The following is a 23,720-nucleotide window of genomic DNA, read 5'->3' on the forward strand; positions in this document are numbered from 1 at the left end:
GAGGAATGACGTACATGTTCAAGCAACTTCATCGCTTTTCTGGTTTAATGACTATCCTATTATTAGTTCAGCTCATCTCTGGTATGATCACAAACTTATTTATTACCATTCCAACTGTGTTACCGCACACACAATCACTACCCATTGGTATGACGCTCTTCATGACCGCTTTCGCATGGTCTTTAACGAATGCCAATCCTATTTTAATCATACACTCTGCGCTTGGGATTATTATCCTCTTGTTATCGTGGGGGTTTGTCATTGTTGCACTTCGAGCACATGCAGGATGGTTTGTGGTGCTCGGATGGATTGGCACATTAGCCATCCTCTTCTCTGCACTGAATGGATTGCTGTTTTTACTTGCACAGCAGGGGATCAATTCCATTTGGATGGCTGCAGGATTTGCTGTTGCTCTTATTGCTTATGCGTTGGGTTTTTATATGAAAATCGAACCAAATGCCATTTCATAAATACTTGCCAATTCACCATGACTATTTTATACGAGGCGCAAGATGAGGATTGCTATCCCCCTCATCTTGCGCCTCGTATTTTGCATCAGTATGTCGTTACAAGGAAAGAATAATAAGGGGTGATTGAATATGAATCTGTATTTTCTCGGTACTGGTGCATCGGTGCCTACAAAACAACGCAATATGACGAGCATCGCACTGCAACTCTATCAAGAACGAGGAACATTCTTTCTCATCGATGCAGGAGAAGGCACTCAGCATCAAATGCTTCACTCTCCACTACGATTATCAAGATTAGAAAAAATATTGATTACCCACATGCATGGTGATCATATCTTAGGACTACCAGGTGTTCTTGGAAGCCGAGCTACAGAAGGTGTTACAAAACCCTTAACTATTTATGGACCACCAGGTATTCAATCATTCATCGATTTCTTTTTAACTATTCGGAAGTCCGGATTAACTTACCCTCTAACCATTGTTGAAGTTCAACCAGGTGTTATTTTTGAAGATCATAAAATGATCATAACTGCCAAACAACTTGCCCATACGATTCCTTCTTATGGATATCGATTTCAGGAAAAAGATCGGCCCGGTGAGTTATTACAGCAAAAATTGAAGGATGACGGGATCGCTCAATCGCCGCTATTTTCTCGCTTAAAAGCAGGAGAAGATGTCACGCTACCAAATGGACAAACATTACATAGTGAGACCTATACCGGGCCACCAAAACGCGGTCACTCTGTAGTCATCTGTGGAGATACCTCTCCAACCCCCGCTGTGATAGAGTTAGCGCAACAAGCAGATGTTTTAGTGCATGAGTCTACATATGCACATCACGAACATGTAAAAGCGTTACAACGCGGGCACTCTACCGCATCTCATGCAGCTCAAACAGCTCTAGCTGCTAAAGTGAAAACATTAATCATCACGCATATCAGTGCTCGCTATGATGAGAACGCATCTTTGCAATTATTACTTGAAGCTAGAAGCCTATTCCCACATACGTATTTAGCTAACGATCATTTCAGCTATGATATAGGTGACGAATAACCATCTTGAAGTTTCTCAAGCGATTCACTTGGCCAATGTGGAACACGCTTTTCTAAAAATGCGGAAATACCTTCTTGTGCATCATCTGTTGTGCTTTGTAAAGAAATGACCTCAGTTGCATAAGCAAGTGCTTGTTCATCTGTCATCCCATACTGTTTATAAAGAAATTGTTTGCCAGTAGCAAGCGTATCTAAACTGTACTGAGCAATGGATGTTGCAAGTTCGTAAGTCGCGCTTTGCAACTGATCTGGTAGAACCACTCGATTAATTAATCCATACTGTGCTGCATCTTGTGCAGACATAAACTCCCCAGTAAAGAGCATTTCGGCTGCCTTCTTTCGTCCCACATTACGCGTAACGTGAACAGCAGGGGTACTACAAAATAGTCCAATCTTCACTCCTGGTGTAGCAAACTTCGCTTCATTAGATGCCACGGCCAAATCGCATGCCGCTACAATTTGACATCCCGCCGCAGTCGCAATCCCTTGCACTTGCGCAATAACTACTTGTGGGAGTTCACGAATCGCAGTCATCACCGACCCGCATACTTCAAAAAGGTGATGTACATCTTGTGGTCCACCCGACAATACCTCTCGTAAATCATGTCCAGAACTAAATACAGAACCTTCAGCCGCTATAATGACGACATGAATGCGCTCATCATGCTTAACTACTTGCAAATGCTGCGCAAGTGACTCTAATACGGCTGACGAAAGTGCATTTCGCTTCTGTTGATGATGAAATGTTATCATTGCAATTTTATTTTCATGATGTATGGTTAGCTCCGTAAGTGCCATGTCTTTCACCGCCTATACAGTGTGTCTACCAAAGCCTCACAATTCCCATACCACTACTCCATCATATTCTTTATGTATAGACTATAACTTCATATAATTTTCAACAAGTACATATTCTAAATTTTAAAAATATACTATGATAATTGAACCGTTCAGAGCATAAATTGACTCATCAGTACAATTCGTACCTGCACTTGGTAAAGAGTATCGATCAATGATTTGCTAGATATTCCATTTGAGAAGGAGGATATGCTTTATGGGAAAGCCCTTTCATACATCATTTGCAAGTCGCGTTGCACTTAGCACATTTGTCATTGGCTTTTGCATCGGCGCTTCAACCTATTCTGATACAACCATTTCTTAGCTACTTCGCACACTCAATACTCCCCTCACTAGTCGGGAAGTATTGAGTGTGAACCTAGTCTATCGGACATTAATAACCGCCGTTTGCTCCATAACCGTAGGCTGGAACAAGCAAGAAGAAGAGAACAAAAATTACTAGAAATACAACAGCCCATCTCGTATATCCGCCAAAGCAATCCATCATAGCACCCCCCACTAGCTGATACCTCAAAATATGGATAAGGGTGCTAGTTAGCAACGGCATTTGGTATAGGACATACACACATTCATATGTTTGTTACTGGATTTTGTCTAAAATAAACGCATATCTGCCAGCCAACTCTTTCAATCGATTATAGCGTCCAGAAGATCCAAAATGACCTGCTCCCATGTTCGTTTTAAGCAGTAACTGATGATCATCTGTTTTAGTCACGCGTAATCTAGCTACCCATTTTGCAGGTTCGAAGTAAGCTACACGTGGGTCATTCAATCCGGTCGTCACAAGCAGATGCGGATAATCCTTTGCCTCTACTTGATCGTATGGACTATACGATTTCATATAGTGATAGGCCTCGACTTCACGCGGATCACCCCACTCATCCCACTCTAAGCTCGTTAATGGCAGTGTATCATCTACCATTGTCGTCACGACGTCGACAAACGGCACATCAGCTACTACCACTTGAAAAAGATCAGTTGAAAGATTGATCACTGCACCCATGAGGAGACCACCTGCACTACCACCTCGCGCAGCCAATTGCGAAGAAGTCGTATACCCACGCTGTATCAAGTCTTGCGCAGCTGAGATAAAGTCAGTGAAGGTATTCATTTTTTTCATGAGCTTCCCGTCTTCATACCAAAAGCGTCCCATTTCTGATCCCCCACGGATTTGCGCGGTAACAAAGATGATCCCACGATCCATGAAAGGAAGTCTCGTAGCATCAAACATTGGATCACTATTTGCCCCATACGATCCATATCCGTAAAGAATAAGTGGTGCTGGGCCTTTGTTCATGGCCCCTTTGCGATAGACGACGGATAACGGAATCTGCGCCCCATCGTGCGCCGTTGCAAAAATCCGTTCCGAAGTGTACTCATCTGACACATAGTCGCTTCCTGGCACAGACATTTTTTTAAGTACAACGCGTTCACCTGTCAGCAGGTTCAAACTGTATGTAATTTTTGGTGTGAGTAGCGACTCGTAATGGAAGATGACTTCTGTCGTATCATAGCTTATATTGTAAGCCAACCTTACCGTATAGAGTGGTTCATCCCAATTCAAGCGAGAGAGACTGCCATCGCGATAGATCCATATTTGTGTCAATCCGTCTTGGCGTCCAAAGAGCACTACCGCATCTTTAAATGGATACATCGCTTGGAGATAACGCGAAGCATCATAGGGGAATAATTCAACTCGTGATGCCTGATCCATAGTTTCGATTGGACATTGCAACACCTTAAATTGACTCGCTTCTTTATTCGTAAGAATTAAAAAAGTATCCCCAACATGCTCTATTTCATATTCAATTCCTTTTTGTCTTGCATCAAATACATGAAATTCCGAGGTCGGTTGGTCCGCTCGAAGATAGCGTACTTCAGTTGTGGTCTTCGTTTCAGATTTTAAAAATAGATATTCTCCGCTCCTTGATTTTTGCAATGTAAGTGCAAATGTACTATCTACTTCTTCATAGAGTAGCTCATCCAATCCCGCGTTGCCTACATGATGTCGCCAAAGTCGATAGGGGCGTTGGGCATCATCAACTGTTATGTAAAAAAGATAGTGTCCTGTAGCATCCCATTCTAAACTACCATCGATAAACACATCTTCAATGCGATCAGATAGTTGTTCTCCAGTGAGTAAGTCTTTCACACAGACGACGTAGCGATCAGTTCCATCGCGATTGTCCAAATAGGCAAGCTTGGAGTGGTCCGGACTCACTCGAAGTGCGTTAACACTTAAATACTCATCTTCTTTTGCAAGTGTATTCACATCCAAAATAACTTCTTCCAGAGTTTGATCCAACAAATCTCGACTATTTGCACGCTTGCGCGCATAAATCGAGTATTGTTTCCCCTTTTCCGTTCTAGAATAATAGTAATACGGGCTGGCTTGAATCGGCACATCTATTTCATCTTCATCCATTCGTGCAAACATCTCTTGGTATAGCTGTTCGGTCAACTCCTCAAGTGGTTGCATATGTTCTTCATAATAGCGGTTCTCTGCTTCTAAATAAGCGATCACCTCAGGATCATTACGTTCCTTTAACCAATAATAGTCATCTCTACGAATATCATCATGTAAAACATGAACATAGGGAATGCGTTTTGCAATGGGACTTTCCATCATCAACTTCCTCCTTATTACACTATTGTATCCAATATAGTGTAGCGCAAATTTCTCTTACCTTGGTAACATTCATACAATTTGTTATTCAAATAAAAGACTAGTGCGTCTGCCGTCCAAGTGTAAACAGAGCAGGACGTTCAGACGCACTCTTGATCGTTACTACGCCTTATGAAAAAATTACACCGCGCGAAGTAATCGCAGTTGGTATCCGTATACAAATACACTTAAAATAAAACCTATCGACATATCAAGCGACATCATATTCTGCTGCCCATTTGTCAAAAAAGCCATTCCGCTTCCCCAAGAAAACAAAATAGAGACAAATCCAACAATCGATGTGATGATTGCCACTTTTCCTTGCATACTCGTTGTTAGTATAAGATTAAATAACCCAAGAACGAGGATCACCGTTCCCAGTAAAATATGAATCATTGTAAGCGCACTATGTTGCGTCACCCACGTAAAAACATTGCCATTTGGAGAGTTAGCAGGAAACTGGACATACAAATTGACAATCATGCCGAGTAAAAATTCAAGGCCTAATCCCAATAATGTACCAATAATCGATTTACGTAAAACACCTAGCCCACGACTATACTTTTGTTCCACTTTACACACCTCACTGATCCCCACACCTAAAGATGAACGATAGCTTCACCCTAGTCGTGTTTACTTTTCTACTCTATCATGATCTTACTACAATGTGTGGGAAATCATTGCATCCCATAGCAATTGTAAAAAATTGCCACGATCTTAGAGACACCTTTGTCCACTTATCCATATAAAGATTCCCTTACCTCTTTAACCACCTTTGCAACATTGCCAAGGCAGCAAGAACCTTGTGGATTATTGATTTCACATGCACAGCGACCTGCTTTAATATGCGCAGAAATGGATGATACGGCTGTACTTTGTCCATCTTCTTCAAGTTCAGTCTTTATTCGTATACGATTCCACCCAAAGCAATAGCATACTTCCACCTGTTCATCCTGACTTTTTTGAAAGACAGCACGACGCAAATTCTTCAGGCGAAAATGTTGACCTTTAGTACCAAAATACACAATCTCACAAGAAGGAGATGCACAAAAGCGAAATTCTTGCTTTGGATCTAGTTCAGCCAATGCATTCGGTTGCAGCATACTTTTCACTGTAATAAGTCCAATCGATGTGCCACTTTGTTCACAACTAGGACATACCACCGGGTCTACATCTTCTTTTGTAACCACGTCGTTTACTTCTATTGAACAACTCGCATCAGATGCTAATGCACCGTTGGTATCTGTTGAACTGCAACAATCAGACACGCGATCTCCCCCCTGCATGAATAGATAGATAACTCTTCATGAGATCATTCATCTCATGAAGAGTATGCAAAATGGGTAGCTTGCATGATATCTGCAAAAATATCGTCCGGATGTTCCAATCCGATTGCGATGCGCATGGTTCCTTCTGTGATGCCCATCGCTAGCCGTTCTTGTTCTGTTTGATTGCGATGAGATGCCACTACAGGATAAAGACATAATGTATAGACATCACCAATGGTGGTTGCGGAACGCACCACTTGAAGCGATCTCAAGAAATCATAGGCCTCCTTGCGCGCACCCTTCAACTCAATGGTAACTACCGCTCCACCTAGCTCTGCTGGCAATAGTTTTTTTGCAGTCGAAAAAGTTGGATGACTCTCTAGAAAAGGATGATAGACATGACGAAAATCATGTGTCGCTTCTAATCTTTGAGCTACGTTCCAGGCGTTTTGACACTGTCTTTCAAACCGAACAGAAAGAGTTTGTATGCCGCGATGTATCAGCCATGCTTCAAACGGTCCAAGAATTCCTCCGCGAAGTCTTAAATATTGGTGAAGCGCCTCCTCATAGTGCGCATGACCAGCTACAATTCCACCCATAGCATCACCGTGGCCACCGAGGTATTTTGTCGCACTATGCACGACAAGATCTACTCCAAAAGATAACGGCTTCACCATAAGCGGTGTGGTAAAGGTACTATCTACAATAACCTGACAACCCACTTCATGAGCCATCTGCACAATTTTGGGTGCATCTGCAACCTTCAACAGTGGATTCGAGAGAATTTCAAAAAGAAGCACTTTAGGTTGTTCTTTTAATAAGATAGCATGTAGTTGGTCGAGGTCAGTCAAATCCGCAACTACTGACTTCACACCATATTGCGACCATATTTTCCCGGCCAAATTAAGAGATGCACCATATAGATCGCGACTCAGTAAGATGGTATCTCCAGCATGCAATCCTGCCGCAAACAGCGCTGCATCAATCGCTGCCATGCCAGATGATGTCGCAATAACAGTTTCCGCACCTTCTAATTGTGCCATCGCATGGGTTAACCCCTCCACTGTAGGATTACCATGTCTAGAATAGGAAAATCCGTCCATCGTTCCACCCATAATTTGATCCAATTCTTCTGGTGAATCTGCTACAAAACTTGTACTCGGATAAATGGCTAATGCAGTAGGATCTACGTTATGACGAACATTCCCTGCATGCACCAACATCGTTTCCACAGCCACATTGCGATTTTTGTATGTTTCTTTCAAAAATATAGCCCCCTTATTTACAGTACATAATTAAGATCATAACAAAACATAAGTTACTCAACAACAAGTAATCATCTTGATTCTTTTAGCCAAATCGCCACATGCATATGGTGTATCCAAGTGCTCCTTTGCTCTCTGTAACATACCATCTATTCAATCGCTTGCAACCACTAGCAACACATAAGGTGCACAACTTTTGCTAGATGCAAACCTTAGCTATGCGAGACAATCTGCTGTACTCGTCCAACCTGACCATCTTGCAATCGAACTTTGATCCCATGTGGATGTGTAGGCGATTTAGTGAGAATATCTTTTACAATTCCTCTTGTTCTCTTTCCAGAGCGTTGATCTTGTTTCAATACAATCTCCACTTCCAGACCTGCACGAATGTCACTGCGATTCTGTCCACTACTCATCGTATTCATCTCCAGCCCTTATTCCTCAACAAGTCCACCTAGTGCTTGCACGATCGCGATTGCCTGTGAAAGATCCACATGCACACCTCGCAGATTAAGTGAAGCTAAGTTAACCCCATGAATCACTGCCCCCCTAAAATCAGCACCTGTAATGGTTGCTGTATCGAGGATAGCATTTGTTAAATCTGCTTTACGAAAATCTGCCTGTTGCAAATTGCACCCATAGAAATCAGCTTGTACAAGTTTTGCACCACGAAAGTTAATCTTCTTGAGATGATGCATGCGCAGATTTGCATATGCCCAATCTCCGCCGTGTATCATGATCCCCGAAAGTTTTGCCTCTTCAAACATAGAACCAGTCATTTTACAACCATGAAATGACGCATTAAATAAATTAGCCATGCGAAACTGACAATTTGTATATGCAGAGTTTTTATGTTCTGAAACGTTCATCCATGCCCCTTGGAAGTCACATTCCGAAAAAGTCGAACCTTCCGAACGACATTCCTTCATATCTGCTCCCCGAAAACTGCAACGAATAAAAGTACAGCGATAAAACGAACACTCATTGAAATCTTTACCATCAAACACCTCATCGGTGTACTCAACCTCACTCAAAACCATGCACAAGCCTCCATACAACATCCGTCATTACTCAAAAGAGTTCCCAATCTTCTTCGCGATGTCGTTTGCAGTTCCAAATATCTCAGCAAACAGCTCTGCGACAGTAGGCACACTATGAATTAATCCAATGCACTGTCCCGCCCAGGCGAACCCATCTTGCATATCCCCTTCAATTATAGCCCGACGATTGCGCTCACCTGAGATATATGGCCACAATTGGTCAAGTGTAGTTCCACTTTGTTCCTCTTCAAGAATTTTTGTAACCCACGAAGAAGGCAGTACACGACCAGGTGCTCCAAGAGTACGTTTAATTACAACCGTATCCGTCTCTTGACCATTCACCAAAGCACTTTTATAAGCCGCGTGTGCAATGCACTCCTTTGTTGCAATAAACCGAGTCCCCATCTCAATCCCCTCTGCGCCAAGTGCAAGCGCGGCGAGCAGTCCACGTCCATCCGCAATTCCACCACTGCCAATCACAGGTATCGCTACTGACTCAACCACACGCGGAATCAATACGATCGTCCCCGTATCTGCACGCCCAATATGGCCACCACCTTCTTGCCCCACAGCGATCACTGCGTCTGCACCCAGTGATTCGGCCTTTTGCGCTTGCCGTACCGTACTCACAAGAATGAGCGTTTTTACCTTGCTATCGGCAAGTCGTTTCATCAACGGTTCGGGATTCCCTCCCGTTAAGGAGACAACTGAAACATCCTCCTCCAACACAACCTCTACAAGTGCATCACTTGAGGAATGCTGACCGATAGCAATATTTACGCCAAATGGACGACTTGTTGCTGCCTTTGTTTTGTGAATCTCTTCGCGCAACTTTTGTGCATTCGCAAGTGAGGTGGCTGTAATTTGACCCAATCCACCTGCGTTGGAAACAGCAGACGCAAGTTTCGCATACGCCAAATTGGCCAATCCACCCTGGATCACTGGATATTGAATACCAAGCAGTTCTGTTATACGTGTCAACATGTCATTCCCACCTTCTTCTGGTGATCAATCAGAACTTAGGCAAAACGGTCGAATTCATACGCTAGTAAAGACTCTGGAATGGGTGCAGGCTGCCCTAATAAGCGCGTGGACTCGGCCCATTCTAGCAGTGTGTGGTATGGTTCGTCTGTCACAATGCCTCCAAAATAACGTTGCTCTTGCCCCGTCATGATGCTTACAACGTTAACCAAGTCACAAGGGCCTAAGCAACCCGTAATGGTCAATTGCACCGTTTTTAAAAGTTTCCTTTCTTTCCACGCCTTTTTGAGCCAATCGAGCGGGATTTCTGGTTTCCCCTTCTCCGTTTTACCACAACAACACCCAGCACAAACCATCACTTGTGCGATGACTTGACGCTTCGTAACTCTCGCTTTAACCAGTTCACTTACTTCTTCCAACCGTAGCACCCCTACCTTTTACGATCACTCTTCCTATCGCCACATCGACATCGTGAAGTGTTATGAAGTCACGATGAATATATACGCCATTAGTCAAGCCGAAATTCTGCAAATGGTTTCCCATAAATATACTGCTTACTGGCCTCATCAAATGCGTCGATGATCTCATCACTTAACGCAAGCTCTACAGATGTAAGATTGTCAATCACCTGATCAGGTCGCGTGGCACCTACAATGACTGTCGCCACTGCAGGTCTTGTATATAGCCATGCGAGTGATAATGCAGAAGCTGAGCACGATAATTGCGTTGCAACTACACTGACTTTGTCTCCTAAGTGCAAGCGCTCATCATCCAGCCGATTGATAAATGCAGGATTTGTTTCAGCACGGGAACCATTTGGTACTTGCCTTCCAGCGTACTTACCAGTAAGGATTCCACCTGCCAAGGGGAAATAAGGAATAATGCCTACCCCTTGATCGAGGCACAGTGCAACAAGTTCTCGTTCAGGAGATCGATCTGCCATCGAATATGACGGTTGAATCGAAATATATCGAGCCAAGCCCTTTTCATGACTGATACTAAGAGCTTTCATCAATTCCCACGCCATATAATTCGACGCACCAATATAACGAACTTTACCGGAACGCACAAGGTCATCTAGTGCCCGTAACGTCTCCTCTACTGGTGTATGCGGATCAAAACTGTGAATTTGATAGAGATCCACGTAATCTGTTTGCAAGCGCGTAAGACTCTCGTCAATCTCTTGAAATAAATGCGCGCGCGAAGATCCCTTCCCATTTGGACGATTGTGTCTAGGTAACCCTGCCTTTGTAGCCAATACCACATCGTGGCGACGTCCCTTTAACCCTTCACCAATGATTTCTTCTGATCTCGTTCCACTATAAATATTGGCCGTATCAATAAAGTTCACTCCAGCATCAATCGCTGTATGTAAGATACGAATCGATAGATCCTGATCAGACCGCGAACCAAAGGAATTGGTCCCAAGCCCCATAACCGATACTTCTAAACCACTACTTCCAAGACGACGATATTGCATGCAAAACGCCTCACTTTCTATGATTAGCATGATATATTCGTACATAGATGACCTGCGAGCGTTGTACAACTAGGTCTTATCGTTGCGCTGACTCTAAGGGGAGCGCAGCATCGACTAACGAATGTACCGCGATAGAGTGTGATTGAGACAATTTTTGAACAGCCTGTACAATCGATTGATGGTGGGTAAAATAAATGACTTGAGTCTTTTGCGCCACTTCTGCGAGCACTTCTAACGTAGCTTCCGTACGAGCATCATCGAAATGCACCAAAATATCATCCATAATCAGTGGTACCGCATGCTCCTTTGTCATGTGTTGCAACACAAATGCTAAGCGCAACGACAAGAATAATTGATCGCGCGTTCCATCGCTCATTTGCCCTACTCGCCTCATACTTCCATCATTAGTTACGGCACTTAAATATGGAATATTATCTTCATACTCCACTCGCAACTCCCTATAATGTCCGAGCGTCAAGCGCTGAAAAAAGCGATTAGCCTGTTCAAGTATGGTAGACTCATTGTCTAAGCGAAATTCCTCAATCGCTCGCTGTAAGAGTCTCCGCGCTAATTCTACCTGTAGATATTCGTTCCATTCTTCATTTACCACAGTCCAATAGAACTCCGCCTGCTGTGCATATGTGGCTGCATCTGACTTCGTGCCATCTAACTGGAAAAAGTCTCCGCGCAACTTGCCAAGCATTTGTGCATTAGTTTCAAAATGTCTTTCTTCTTCTGCTATTTCCTTGACAAGAGCATCGAGCCGCGGCTTGATCAAAACGATGTCTGGTATTTCATCCACCTCTTGTTTTAATCTATCAAGCGGTACACCACCGCCACTTGCACGAATCTGCTTTTCTAAGCTGTCTTGCTCACTTTGCAACTGATCATAACTGTCCCACTGACCAAACAAAATTTTCCACTCTGTCTCTGTCGCACAACCATATTGTTGTTGCCATTCACCTAGCTGTAATTCATAGTGCTCATATGCGCTCTTACCTTCTTTTATCGCAAGACTTGATTTTTCAAGTTGTTCTTTTAGTGCATTTTTGCTCTTATGATCTTCCCTAGTCTCGCGCAAGCGAGCTACCATCGTTTTAACAAATGTCAGTAAATTCATACCAGCTTGCATCTCTTCATGCAGTTGATCTGCTATATGACGTGTAGCTTGTTCGAACTCCTCACGAATCGATATCACACTGTTTACTTGTCGCTCTTTCTCTTTTACTTGCTGGTCATGTCGAAAGATATCGCTTAATTGGTCAATAAACTTCATCGCACGATCGATCTGAACAGGTACAAAGGAATAGAGTCGTTGTAATTCAGCCCACTCCTTTTCTACTTTTTCTATCTCTTGCATACATGATCGCTGTTTATTCTCTAATTGCATCATTTGTCGCGCACGATCATTCAATTGATGCTGTAACTGCTCATGATCTCTTGCACGCGTTTGCATCACTTCTATTATTTGACGCGCCTTTGTCATCCACTCTTTTAGTGAATCATAACCCTCCTTCATGTCCACCTCAAACAAGGACATAGCCTTTCGCACATCCATGATCTTGCTATCCCGAAGCTCCACCATATCTATGTGTTCCTGCTTCAAGTCGCGAAGAACTTCAAAACGGTTAACCATGTCATCTTGAAAATCACTTAACCATTCTTTCATCTCTTGTGGAGACTTTACTACAAGCGCTTCTTCATCCCACTCTTTTACCCATTGCACTTGCAATTGTTCAAACTCATCTTGCATAATCGCTAATTTTTCTTTCAATATCTTCTTTTCTTGTTCAAATCTCTCTTTTTGCAATAAAAGTTCAGCTTTATGCGCCACTCGATCAGCGTGTTGACGCATATTATCAGATAGGCGGTCAGCCTTGTCCACTGCTGCTTCATAGGCCACCTCTAACGGCATGCCTTCGCTAAATGCCGCGATCGCCTGTTCATCTTTTGCCGTATCTTGTAACCATACTTGCTTAATTAAATGCCATCCACGATCGCGAACTGCACGCGTCGCGTGTAACTCTGCCTCGTCTGGCACTCGCAAAACGACATCCATTTCTTCTAAATCATGCTCACGTTGAGTATAGTTCTCTGCTGCTTTTGCTAGATCCTGCTGCAACTGGATCAGCTCACGTTCTAATCGACTCCACTTTTGTCCATATTGTTCTCGTGTTTCAACCAAGGGAATGGCCAATTTGGCACACTCTTCGGCTGTCCCTTGCCATATCTTTTGTTGCTGTATCCGTTTCGCAGCAGCTACCTCATGCCGTTCAATAACCTTTTGTTTGTCTGCAATCTTCTGTTCTAGATCACCGTGCTCAATCATGCTGTCTACTACCACTTGTAGCGCCGTGATATTCTGTACGTTACCCAAAGTACGCATACTCTCAATTACCTGATCACGCTCTTCTTGCAACTCGCGAAGTTGACCATCTAGGACCTTACGATCTCGCTTCAACTCATTCAATTGATTGGAAAGTTGCTTCATCTGATCGATATCGATCTTCGCAATACGCATTTGTTCTAATGATTGTCCATCTACTTGAACTGCTAATTCGCTTAAAAGAACATCTGTATAGTCTTGCATTTGACCCAGCTGTAATTGCAACATCGGAATCTCATCTAATGCATCTTCATATTTTTGTACTCTCTGATTGAGCGTGTCGATCTCATGTCCGTACACTAACCATGCTTCATGAACGCTTATTTGCTCATAGTCGGTCACAAGCTGTCTATGCTCTCTTTCCTTTTCCGCAAGAAATTTTGCCGCAATTTGCATATCTGCCAATAATTGCGGAATGCGTTTTCGATCTTCATCTATCAGCGGTAGACGAAGATCAGTAAAACTCTCTCGTTTCATCTTAACTTCGCCCAATTCACCTATCGAAGCATATACACGTTCTATCCGCTGTAACTTGGCTTCCTCCATGCGCAACTGCTCAATGTGCTCACGCAACGCTCGATTTTTTTGATCCAATGTGTCGATTTCTTGTTTCATACGAAGCCACTCTTTACTTGGCAGAGATGCTCTGCGCACTAACTCCTTATTTTCCTTATATAATTGCCAAGACTTATTGAGTTTTTTAGTGGAATTTTTCCGCCAAGAATGCGTATCCGTTATTTCTTTTGCTTGCTCAGAAAGGTTATCCAGTACATGTTGTAACGATGTGACACCAGCACCTGCTTCAAATAACGAAATACCCGCTTGCCCATCGGACCGCAATAAATTTTCCCCACCCTCGCGCAAGCGATCGTGGTTAAATCCAAATAATAATGAAAAGCGCTCTCGGCTCACATTGCTCACAAACTGTGCCAATAATTCATCTATTTCTGCAGCAGAAAACTGCTCTGTATCTACTAATTTTAATTGATTGCGCGAACGCTTCCGCCGTACTTCCACTAGTTGATGATCATGTCCCTCTAATAATCCACGCAAGACGATGCCACTTGCTGGATATGCATCTTTTAATGACCCGTCCAAAGTGCCTCCAAAAAGCATATCTAAAAGCACCTGTAACAGTGTGCTCTTGCCTGCCTCATTGGGTCCATACAGAACATGGAACCCACAACTGTCCTGTTGTAAGTCTAAGGTATACTCCTTAAAGTGCAGTAACGAGGGAACGGATAGCTGCAAAATCCTCATTTTTTATCCACCCCTTTTGTCAGCATGGCAAGCACCTTTTGTTCTGCCCCTTCGATAAGCGAAAGCACATCCTGTATCGAATCAACACGAGTGGCATCAGGTGATTGAAAATATTCACTCATCTTTTCTCGAAAGGTTTGTGGCACTTCGTTTAAAAATGCTTGCAAAAACTCCTCATCGATCGAAGCCGATGTGATCGATTGCGAAAACACCTGTAACGCATGATGTTGTTCCTCTTGGGAATGATGGGATACCAATGAACTCGTTTTAAATTCGACTTTTTCAATCCATACATGAGCTCCAATTCGAGTGAGGGCGGCTGACTCTACTTCGTGATAATACCGTTTGCGATCCTGTAGCATCGTTTCATGCATACTTGTTCGACCTGTTAGCTCGATCCGTAACACAAGGGGATAAGAAAGGTTTGCATCAATCACGTGACCAATGGCCTGGCTCACAGCAACGTGAAACGCTTCGTCAGAATCAACCTTATCAAGGGGTACTTGTACACTATAAAACCGCAAAACATCCAAATCGCGATGCTCAATCTTTACCTTGGATCCGTCTACCGTCACTAGTGTACATCCTTTAGGGCCTGTCTCATTGATATGTCTTCCTTGTAAATTGCCAGGGTAAATGATGGGTGGATCCTCATGTAATACTTGCCGCTTATGAATATGCCCAAGTGCCCAATATTGATACCCTTTATGCAACAAATCTTCCATTCGACACGGTGCATAGGGTGCATGTCCTTGTTGTCCCTCTAAAGAAGTATGTAGTATCCCGATATTGAAGTACCCTCCAATCGCATCTGGATAGTGTACTACCAAGTTATCCATGACATCCCGCTGCGCAAATCCCTGACCATGAATAGCTACATGTAAATCTTCTAACACAAATGTCTCTGGTTGCCGTTCTGATAATTTATGAACATGACTTGGGAATTGCAATTCTTTCGTCATGTGACTTGCTGCGTCATGATTGCCGCGAATAATAAATACTTCAATGTGATGTTCCCCTAATTGGGCCATGCAGCGATTGAAAAATAATCCTGTCTCATAGTCCTCCCAATTGCCATCATACAGATCTCCTGCAATCACGATAAATGCCACATGTTCTTCGATACTCATCTCAACAAGATTTTGTAATGCCCTTCGCGCCGCCAATTTAATATCCTCTTCAGGCAAATCTTTGCGCTCAGACAGCCCCCTTAACGGACTATCCAAATGCAAATCTGCGCAGTGAATAAATGTAAACACATGTGCGCCCCCTCTTTTAATCAAGACCGTCACAATTCTATATCTTTTCATTTTATAAGGTTTACGCTGAACCGCAATAGCCAGTTGACATTCATTCATGTTCGTACAAATGATCCATACAATCTCTAGCACGAAAAAGATATACTATAAAAGCCTGTTCAAAAAGGGGGTAGGTAAGACCCGCGCAGTGCAAGGAAGCAAGCCAAGAATGTGGACTGAGCGTACGTTTTGGGTACGTGAGGGAGCCTTCTTGGCGCTGACGCTGCCATGTGCCGGGGAGTTCTGACCCCTTTTTGAACAACTTCTATAAAAAAGAAGGAGATATGCATATGAAAACAAGAGCAGCTGTTCTCTATGAGATGGGAATGACACGTCCTTATGCACAGAGTAAACCTTTGCGCATTGAAGAAGTGGAACTCGATCCACCTGGTCGAAATGAAGTACTCATTCAAATTAAGGCAGTCGGGTTATGCCACTCTGATTTATCGGTGATCAATGGCAGTCGCCCTCGCGTTTTGCCTATGGCGCTTGGTCATGAGGCAGCCGGTATTGTAGCTGCACTTGGTGAAGGTGTCGATGACTTGCAGATCGGGGATCATATCGTCTGTGCCTTTGTACCTAGTTGCGGTCATTGTGCGCCTTGCCAAGAAGGTAGATCGGCTCTATGTGAGACTGGTGCACAAGCAAACACTGCAGGAACCTTGCTTAGCGGTGAACGCCGCCTTCATCACTGCGGACAAGACATTAACCATCATCTAGGAGTTTCAGGCTTTGCTGACTATGCTGTGGTAGATCGTCGCTCCCTTGTCAAAGTAGACCCTACACTTCCTTTTGATGAGGTCGCTGTTTTTGGTTGCGCTGTCATGACTGGCGTGGGTGCCGTTGTGAACACCGCACATATTGAGCCTGGAACTACAGTTGCTATTATTGGTCTCGGCGGTGTAGGACTTAGCGCCCTACTGGGTGCACGTGTCGCCGGCGCAGCGCGCATCATAGCAGTGGATATTCAACCTGATAAACTAGAGTTGGCCAAAAAAATGGGTGCCACAGATATTTTTGATTCGCGAGAAAAAGATGTGATTGAGCACATTCGCTCAGCAACACATGGTGGGGTGGATTATGCATTTGAAACGGCCGGTGCTGTTTCTGCACTTGATGTAGCCTATCGCATTACGCGACGCGGTGGCACAACAGTTACGTCTGGATTGCCACATCCGACACAGCAGCTATCGCTTTCACCTGTGACGCTTACGGCGGAGGAAAGAACGTTAAAAGGTTCTTATATCGGTAGTTGTATTCCTGCGCGAGATATCCCGCGCTATATCTCGTTGTATAACCAAGGCCTGCTGCCTGTTCAACAATTGCTAACAGATCGCATTTCACTTGAACAGATCAATGAGGGGTTTGATCGTTTGGATCGAGGCGAAGCAGCACGGATCGTAGTGATCCTCTAACACCTAAGCATCATCATGCACGACCTTCGCATCGTATACCCTCTGACCAATGTGAACCAATCAAATAACGTGTGACTAGTTTCCACAATGCTCACGGAACGGTTTTATTTTTTGAAGATGAATCCGCCGTTGCAACATGGCAAAAAGTTATGCCCTCTATCATCATCGCTTTCCTATGACGTTTGGCGCACCTGATGCACTGGCAACCACAAAAAAATTTCACCCACTTGAGAATGGTATCAAAGTATATCAATGAGCTCCTTGACCATAGCTGCTACATGGATACCCTATAGTGATGCATGAACCATGACTATAGGGTATCCATGTAGCGCGCTTTATCTATTCATGCTACCTACATGTTCAATCAGAAGATTTTGTGAGGATTTGTTTCACGTAACTAGCCGCTGTTTGAGGAGCTGGTAATGCGCCACCCATTCGTTCGTTACCGGTACTCGTCGCATCAAGTGCCGGATAGACATGATATCCATCTTCCCGCAATTGGTTAATGTTACGTTTCACACTGGGTTTGTGCCACATCCCGAGGTACATGCTAGGCAAAAAGATAACCGGACTATTAGCACATAAAATGGTACTTGATACGATATCTTGAGCAAAGCCGTGTGCCACTTTGGCAATTGTATTGGCTGATGCAGGTAGCACGACGATCGCATCAGCCCAATGGGTTAACTCTACGTGTGGCATCTTGAAGTCGCCTTTAGCCGATAAGTCAACAAATACATCCCCATCAATACTATGTATCAGTGTAGAAGCTGGGATAAAGGATTGTGCGGCTGGTGTCATCATGATGTGCATCCGACATTGAAGTTCACTTTGAAGTGCAGATATATAAACAAATATAGTAGCAATATTGATTGACCCAGTTACACCAAGCAAAATCTTTGGTGACTTTACCACAGTGATCTTCTCCCTCCATTGTAACCATTCTCACTTCTACGTCATTGACTAGTGAACGTTCTTCATTTAATCACACTCGTTCAAAAAAAGCATCTTGATCAAAATTCCCTATTTCGAGATCTGACTTATCTGTATTATCTATTTTTTTATTGACTCTATCCGCTAGGTCGAGTATAAGATACATATAGCGTATTGCTAAAGGGAGATGGAGGAATCGCTGTGGCTAAAGTATTAATTGTTTCTGGAGATGGCGTAGAAGCACTAGAAATTTATTATCCCTATTATCGTTGCCTAGAAGAAGGATTCGAAACGGTCATTGCAGCACCGCAAGCAAAAACGCTACATACAGTCATCCATGATTTTGAAGATTGGGAAACCTACACAGAAAAACGTGGTTATCAAATTGAGGCTACAGTAGCCTTTGAACATGTCGATCCTCACGAATATGATGCTCTTATTATTCCAGGTGGTCGGGCTCCTGAATATATCCGATTGAATCCATTTCTACCGAGCATCGTAGCCCATTTTTTTGAAGCACAAAAACCAGTTGGCGCCATTTGTCACGCAGCTTTAGTATTGGCGACTGTAAAAGAGTGGGTGCAAGGAAGAGAAATGACTGCTTACATTGCATGTAAACCAGATGTAGAGGGAATGGGCGCTACGTATGCCGAACACACGCTACACGTGGATGGCAATCTAGTATCTGGACACGCTTGGCCTGATCTGCCTGGCTTTATGCGCGAATTTATTCAACAGGTCAAACAACAAAACGCATAAATCGCTAGAATTCAAAGCCGCGTACAAAGTAGACAATGACTTCATACGCGGCACATTCATATAAAAAGATATCGTTTATACATGCAACACGATCTGCCAAGTCTATTTTATACCGTTTCTAATCCCATACATCTCGATCCCATAAGTCACTGTGGATAAAATAAAACCCAATGACATCATCAACGATAATATATTCGTTTGACCAGATGTTAGAAAAGCAATACCGATTGCCCAAGTACTGATAATAAAAACAAACCCTACGATCGATAAGATCATGATGCTTTTCTGTTCAAAAGACAAACTCAGCATCATGATCCATATGGAAACCACTAAAATCAGCGTTCCAACGATCATGTGCATTAAGATTAGCGGACTATGCGACATCGTCCAAGACATCGCATTCCCATTGGGTAAAGAACTTGGGATCTGCACGTACAAGTTGACTACCATACCCAGTATAAACTGTATGACCAATAAAGCGAGAATCGTGCCTACTGCCATACGAAACTTATTCACTTCCCGCACATTGTCTTGTTCCACTAGCCATCCTCCTCCTCCTCATCTACGACCTATGATCAAGTGTAAAATACTTTTCACTTTTAGGGGTGTCGATATCATGACATCGAGATCATTTTTACGTGAACTGCTCCAGCCTTCGCTTTGCTTAGAGGCGTGAGCTTCTTGCTTCATCGACCATCGCCTGCTGTAGCAGGTCTTACACGATCTCCACAAGCGTCCATTCGGCATGTTCCATGCCTACTCGATTCTCTAGTCAGCCAGCTTGTCGCACTATCTCCAAGCCGCGTTGCAAAATGTTGATCGCCGCATTCACGTCTCGGTCGATATCTAGTCCGCACGTCGGGCATTGATGGATACGCACCAACAAATCTTTTTTTACCAAGGTTCCGCAACCGGCACTACAAAGTTGCGACGTATGATGCGGTGGCACTTTAATCAGTTGCTTGCCAGCGTTTTTTGCTTTGTATTCCAGGTAGGTAGCGAGTTTTCCCCAGCTTGCGTTCGCAATGGATTTCACAAGTCGATGATTTTTCATCATCCCTTTCACTTGCAAATCCTCCATGCAGATGAGGTCGTAGCGGTCCATCAGCGATCGGCTCACTTTGTGCAGATGGTCTTTACGCTGGTTTGCCACATGGTCGTGGGCGCCCTGAAGTTCATGCTTAGCCTTTTCGCGATTCTTGCTGCCTTTCTTTTTGCGGGAAAGCTGTCGTTGCATGCGTTTCAGACTCTTTTCGCTCTTTTGTAGCCACTGCGGATTTTCAAAGAATTCTCCATCTGATGTGGCAATCAGCGAAAGCAATCCAAGGTCAATGCCCGCCGCGTTTTGAATCTCTCTGAGTGGTGCGACTGCTTCTGTCACATAAGTAAGGTTTACGTACCATCTGCCATCATGGAATTTGACATTGATGATTTTGACGGACGCCGCATCAAAGGGCTGATGGGCAATCATTTTGACTCGACCGATTTTGGGGAGAAACACAGAGCCATCTTCACGAAAATAGCTGGGTCTTGCTTGCGAATAAGTGATGGATCGAAAGCAGAACTTATCCTTGAAACTAGGAAAGCCAGCTCGCTTTTCAAAGAAGTTGACAAACGCCTGATCCAAACGCTGTAACACATTTTGCAACACTTGAGAGTGAATGTCCTTGTACTCAGGATGTTCTCGCTTCCACGCTGGCAAGCGGTTTTGTTGATCCGTGTAATGAATCGAGACCCCGTGTTGGCGATAGGAAGTGATCCGTTCTTCCAGTGCTTGATTGTACATTTTTCGGCACAAACGGAAAGTGTGGAGGAGCTTTTGTTCCTGCTCCTTGGCGGGTTCCAAACGAAAGCGCAACACGCTAACGGTTTCGTTCTCCTTGGTTTTCGATGTACCTTTTGATGGTCTCCATTGGAGCACCTCCTGTCGTTAGCAACCAGAAACTGCGTGACCAGAAATACTCTTTTCAAAGCGATTTTCGTATGTGCGGAAATTCTTTTTTTATGAGTCTTGATGACGCGCTTTTGTAAGCGTTGATAAACATAGATAGTTCGGAATGTGGATGTGCCTTGAATAAAACATGGACATGATCGCGGTCGTGGTTCCATTCCTGAAGAGTGATGTTGTCATTCGGCTGTATGTACTCAAAAATCTCACGCAAACGGTCCGAAATGGCATCATCAATCACTTTACGCCGGTACTTGACCACCAAAATCAGGTGGTCATACATCAAGAACACTGAATGATGATTACTCTCAAGTTCCATATCATATATGCCTTCTTCTCTATTACTACTGATAGTATATTATGAGGAGGAAAAACACGCCATTCATCTCGCCGCCTTAGAGGATGGATAATCCTGGCACAAGATCGTTAAAATAAAACATACATTTCTGTCACCGTGTATGCATCAGAAGCTTATGCATCAGAAGCTTATGTATCTGAACTCAAGGCAAGTGGGTATCCCGTCACTGATAGGAATCAAGTCAGCGGAAATAATCCCGTCGTGATTGATTATCCACCTGGTCACTTAGCATGGGGATTACAAGTTGGTCGCACATTGGCCACAGGAAACTCCATTGTGCAACCAGGGACCTCTTCACAAGCGGTAGTCGTGTACGGTCCATAGAGCCTAGTCTAATCTCCTCATATCTATCACATCTCGCATAGGCACTTCATAACTTCCTATATACAGACGTTCACCTTTTATCTTTGGAATACCCTGGTAGATGATGTCGTGATCCTTCCCTTTCCTCACCTTCACTTCAATAGAGGCGGCATTATTCAATGCCATCTCTACAATCTCTTGCATCTCCATGTACTTTTCGTCATCGATCAGATCAGCATCGATCGATGGTAATCGCCTGTTCCTCATATCTCTCATCTTTTCACGATGTTCAGGTAAAATGATTCTCATAAAAGCAAATACGTTTCCATCCAATAATTTGCCCATATCTTCACCTCGCAGTATGTCCACCAATTTTGCTACTTCTAACCTTCTTTTGACCAGCTGGCAATAAACTGGATGCTCGATACACACTCAATTCCCCAAAACGTGTATGCAGATCATCCACGACTGTGTTTAATCGACTATTTTTTATCGCATCTTCAAATAAAGAGAGTTGAATCATCTCCGTACGTTCAATGAGATCATCCAATCCCACAGCAACTGCACGGACAGATCCACCAGTCCAAAAGCGATCAAACAATGCCAAGCAAACAGGATACAGTAACTTCGCATCATCCACGTACTCTCCAAGTGTTTTTGCTTTATAAAATCCACCCACAAATCCTGCATAAGTGACACCCACACTAATGCGCCGCCCTTTTTGCCCACTATGCCGAACGCGTTCACATACCTCATCTAGCAATTCTAGTAGCACAATCCCAATCTCACTGCGCTCAGCATAATCTCTAGAAAGCGTCGTACGATGCGAATACCCTTTATTCGGTGCCATGTAAGACGATGGATCAATCGGTGATCGATCGATGCCATGACTCCAGCGAAACAGAATCTCACCCCATACATTCCCAAACCGTTGTTTCAATTGTCCGCGCGAAATGGCTGCTACATCTCCTATCGTTTGACAACCAAATGCTCGTTGTAAGACTTCTCCGCGCTTTTTCACTCCCCACATCTCCGAAACAGGGATTTTTTCAAGTTCTTGTTGAACCTGTTCTTCTTTCCACCAGACAATGCCATTTGCCGCCTTCTTAGCTGCTTTATTCGCCATCTTAGCAATCCACTTATTCGGCCCTAGTCCGATGCGACAACGAATACGAAATTGATCCCAAATATCATCTTTTAGCGCTTTAGACACCATGATTGGATCATAAAACATCCCCGTAGGGTAAGGAAATGCAAAGAATGCCTCATCCACTGAAAACTGTTCATGCAAAGGGAAGTGTTGTTGAATCGTTTGTTGAATACGCACACTCACTTCGAGATACAGCTCCATCCGGGGTTTCACCACAATCAACTGGCGATCCAATCGTAAAGATTCACCTAGCGTCATTGCAGTAGTAATCCCTTTAGCTTTAGCCGCTGGTGTAGCAGCTAAAATAATCCCTCTTCGATGCTCTGGATCGCCTGCCACCACCAGAGATGGATCTGTTGCATCATCATACTGACTTCGTCCGCGTGCAAATTCACCGCGAGTGGCAACCTCACACGATGCATAAAAGGATTGCATGTCGACGAGTCCATAGATCATCTGAATCATAAAGATACGCCTACTACATCCTCTAGTGCATCGAGGATCGTCTTCACTTCGGCATACAGCATCGCACGCATGAAAATCGCTTGTGCTTCTTTCTCGCCTACACGGTATTGCATGAGGAAATCCTTGTCATTTTGCTCAATATGCAAAATCTCAATGTTGTTTTTGTCCAGTTCTCTAGCAGACTGTTTACCTAACTGAGTGATGTCATCATGCAACAAACGCAAAATCAGATACTTTCTCAACTGTCCAAGTGGTCTCATGTCAATCACCGCCATAAACAAACGTATGTTCTCTCTAGTATATCCGAATCCGCAGAAAAAGCAAACGTATGTTTGTCTGTTTTTTGTGGCTAGCATTTTAACAGAA

23 protein-coding genes and 1 pseudogene are annotated in these 23,720 nt (G+C 43.7%); 5 read left to right on the forward strand and 19 right to left on the reverse strand.

Features of this window, described 5'->3' with window-relative positions:
• Positions 1-14: 14 nt before the first annotated feature.
• Together MM817_RS03045 and rnz are read left to right on the forward strand one after the other, a co-directional pair.
• Positions 15-470 (forward strand): hypothetical protein, encoded by a 456-nt coding sequence (locus MM817_RS03045; protein WP_241711957.1) that lies wholly within the window; start codon positions 15-17, stop codon positions 468-470.
• A 129-nt stretch (positions 471-599) separates the two neighbouring features.
• On the forward strand, positions 600-1,523 hold the full coding sequence (gene rnz, locus MM817_RS03050) for a ribonuclease Z (protein ID WP_241711958.1): 924 nt from the start codon (positions 600-602) through the stop codon (positions 1,521-1,523).
• On the opposite strand, the gene MM817_RS03055 is transcribed toward rnz, so the two are convergent.
• The 12 genes from MM817_RS03055 to MM817_RS03110 form a co-directional block, all read right to left on the reverse strand.
• Positions 1,502-2,320 carry an enoyl-CoA hydratase gene (locus tag MM817_RS03055; RefSeq protein ID WP_241711959.1) on the reverse strand — a complete coding sequence of 273 codons (819 nt, stop codon included), beginning with the start codon at positions 2,318-2,320 and terminating at the stop codon, positions 1,502-1,504. The genes rnz and MM817_RS03055 overlap by 22 nt on opposite strands.
• A gap of 640 nt (positions 2,321-2,960) precedes the next feature.
• Positions 2,961-5,009, reverse strand: a complete 2,049-nt coding sequence (locus tag MM817_RS03060) for a S9 family peptidase (protein WP_241711960.1) — start codon at positions 5,007-5,009, stop codon at positions 2,961-2,963.
• Between the two features lie 177 nt (positions 5,010-5,186).
• Positions 5,187-5,618, reverse strand: a complete 432-nt coding sequence (locus tag MM817_RS03065) for a hypothetical protein (RefSeq protein ID WP_241711961.1) — start codon at positions 5,616-5,618, stop codon at positions 5,187-5,189.
• Positions 5,619-5,782: 164 nt separating this feature from the next.
• Entirely contained in the window at positions 5,783-6,313 is a 531-nt protein-coding gene (locus tag MM817_RS03070) for a putative iron-sulfur cluster-binding metallochaperone (RefSeq protein ID WP_241711962.1), read from the reverse strand.
• A 53-nt stretch (positions 6,314-6,366) separates the two neighbouring features.
• Positions 6,367-7,578 carry a trans-sulfuration enzyme family protein gene (locus tag MM817_RS03075; RefSeq protein ID WP_241711963.1) on the reverse strand — a complete coding sequence of 404 codons (1,212 nt, stop codon included), beginning with the start codon at positions 7,576-7,578 and terminating at the stop codon, positions 6,367-6,369.
• Positions 7,579-7,790: 212 nt separating this feature from the next.
• Positions 7,791-7,994 (reverse strand): YwbE family protein, encoded by a 204-nt coding sequence (locus MM817_RS03080; RefSeq protein WP_241711964.1) that lies wholly within the window; start codon positions 7,992-7,994, stop codon positions 7,791-7,793.
• A gap of 18 nt (positions 7,995-8,012) precedes the next feature.
• Positions 8,013-8,618, reverse strand: a complete 606-nt coding sequence (locus MM817_RS03085) for a pentapeptide repeat-containing protein (protein WP_241711965.1) — start codon at positions 8,616-8,618, stop codon at positions 8,013-8,015.
• Between the two features lie 27 nt (positions 8,619-8,645).
• A complete protein-coding gene (locus tag MM817_RS03090; RefSeq protein ID WP_241711966.1) occupies positions 8,646-9,602 on the reverse strand; it encodes an NAD(P)H-dependent flavin oxidoreductase in 957 nt (318 codons plus the stop codon).
• A gap of 35 nt (positions 9,603-9,637) precedes the next feature.
• The gene (locus MM817_RS03095; protein WP_241711967.1) at positions 9,638-10,018 is read right to left on the reverse strand and encodes a (2Fe-2S) ferredoxin domain-containing protein; all 381 of its coding nucleotides are present in this window, start codon (positions 10,016-10,018) and stop codon (positions 9,638-9,640) included.
• Between the two features lie 89 nt (positions 10,019-10,107).
• Positions 10,108-11,079, reverse strand: coding sequence for an aldo/keto reductase (locus MM817_RS03100; RefSeq protein ID WP_241711968.1), 972 nt, complete (start codon positions 11,077-11,079; stop codon positions 10,108-10,110).
• Positions 11,080-11,155: 76 nt separating this feature from the next.
• Complete coding sequence (locus MM817_RS03105) at positions 11,156-14,725, reverse strand: AAA family ATPase (protein ID WP_241711969.1); 3,570 nt, start codon at positions 14,723-14,725, stop codon at positions 11,156-11,158.
• Positions 14,722-15,984 carry a metallophosphoesterase family protein gene (locus MM817_RS03110; RefSeq protein WP_241711970.1) on the reverse strand — a complete coding sequence of 421 codons (1,263 nt, stop codon included), beginning with the start codon at positions 15,982-15,984 and terminating at the stop codon, positions 14,722-14,724. Before MM817_RS03110 ends, MM817_RS03105 begins: the two co-directional genes overlap by 4 nt.
• A 329-nt stretch (positions 15,985-16,313) precedes the next feature.
• Between MM817_RS03110 and MM817_RS03115 the strand changes: the two genes are divergently transcribed.
• Positions 16,314-17,438, forward strand: coding sequence for a zinc-dependent alcohol dehydrogenase family protein (locus tag MM817_RS03115; RefSeq protein WP_241711971.1), 1,125 nt, complete (start codon positions 16,314-16,316; stop codon positions 17,436-17,438).
• A gap of 360 nt (positions 17,439-17,798) precedes the next feature.
• Here MM817_RS03115 and MM817_RS03120 read toward each other — a convergent pair whose 3' ends face one another.
• Positions 17,799-18,353, reverse strand: a complete 555-nt coding sequence (locus tag MM817_RS03120; RefSeq protein WP_241711972.1) for a flavoprotein — start codon at positions 18,351-18,353, stop codon at positions 17,799-17,801.
• A 219-nt stretch (positions 18,354-18,572) separates the two neighbouring features.
• Between MM817_RS03120 and MM817_RS03125 the strand changes: the two genes are divergently transcribed.
• Entirely contained in the window at positions 18,573-19,130 is a 558-nt protein-coding gene (locus MM817_RS03125; RefSeq protein ID WP_241711973.1) for a DJ-1/PfpI family protein, read from the forward strand.
• 102 nt (positions 19,131-19,232) lie between these two features.
• Here the strand turns inward: MM817_RS03125 and MM817_RS03130 are convergent, their stop codons facing one another.
• The 3 genes and pseudogenes from MM817_RS03130 to tnpA form a co-directional block, all read right to left on the reverse strand.
• Entirely contained in the window at positions 19,233-19,670 is a 438-nt protein-coding gene (locus MM817_RS03130; RefSeq protein WP_241711974.1) for a hypothetical protein, read from the reverse strand.
• A gap of 232 nt (positions 19,671-19,902) precedes the next feature.
• On the reverse strand, positions 19,903-20,991 hold the full coding sequence (locus tag MM817_RS03135; RefSeq protein WP_241711975.1) for an RNA-guided endonuclease InsQ/TnpB family protein: 1,089 nt from the start codon (positions 20,989-20,991) through the stop codon (positions 19,903-19,905).
• A 1-nt stretch (position 20,992) separates the two neighbouring features.
• A pseudogene (gene tnpA / locus MM817_RS03140) lies at positions 20,993-21,397 on the reverse strand (IS200/IS605 family transposase).
• Positions 21,398-21,532: 135 nt separating this feature from the next.
• Here tnpA and MM817_RS03145 point away from each other — a divergent pair.
• Positions 21,533-21,760, forward strand: a complete 228-nt coding sequence (locus MM817_RS03145; RefSeq protein WP_241711976.1) for a hypothetical protein — start codon at positions 21,533-21,535, stop codon at positions 21,758-21,760.
• Between the two features lie 3 nt (positions 21,761-21,763).
• Here MM817_RS03145 and MM817_RS03150 read toward each other — a convergent pair whose 3' ends face one another.
• Genes MM817_RS03150 through MM817_RS03160 form a run of 3 tightly spaced genes read right to left on the reverse strand, consistent with a single transcriptional unit; the run spans position 21,764 to position 23,614 of the window.
• Positions 21,764-22,084 (reverse strand): YolD-like family protein, encoded by a 321-nt coding sequence (locus tag MM817_RS03150; protein ID WP_241711977.1) that lies wholly within the window; start codon positions 22,082-22,084, stop codon positions 21,764-21,766.
• Positions 22,085-22,088: 4 nt separating this feature from the next.
• Positions 22,089-23,354 carry a Y-family DNA polymerase gene (locus tag MM817_RS03155; protein ID WP_241711978.1) on the reverse strand — a complete coding sequence of 422 codons (1,266 nt, stop codon included), beginning with the start codon at positions 23,352-23,354 and terminating at the stop codon, positions 22,089-22,091.
• Positions 23,351-23,614, reverse strand: a complete 264-nt coding sequence (locus MM817_RS03160; RefSeq protein WP_241711979.1) for a hypothetical protein — start codon at positions 23,612-23,614, stop codon at positions 23,351-23,353. The genes MM817_RS03155 and MM817_RS03160 overlap by 4 nt, the downstream gene beginning before the upstream one ends.
• Positions 23,615-23,720 lie beyond the last annotated feature (106 nt).

It is taken from the genome of Sulfoacidibacillus ferrooxidans (assembly GCF_022606465.1).
GTDB lineage: Bacteria > Bacillota > Bacilli > Alicyclobacillales > SLC66 > Sulfoacidibacillus > Sulfoacidibacillus ferrooxidans.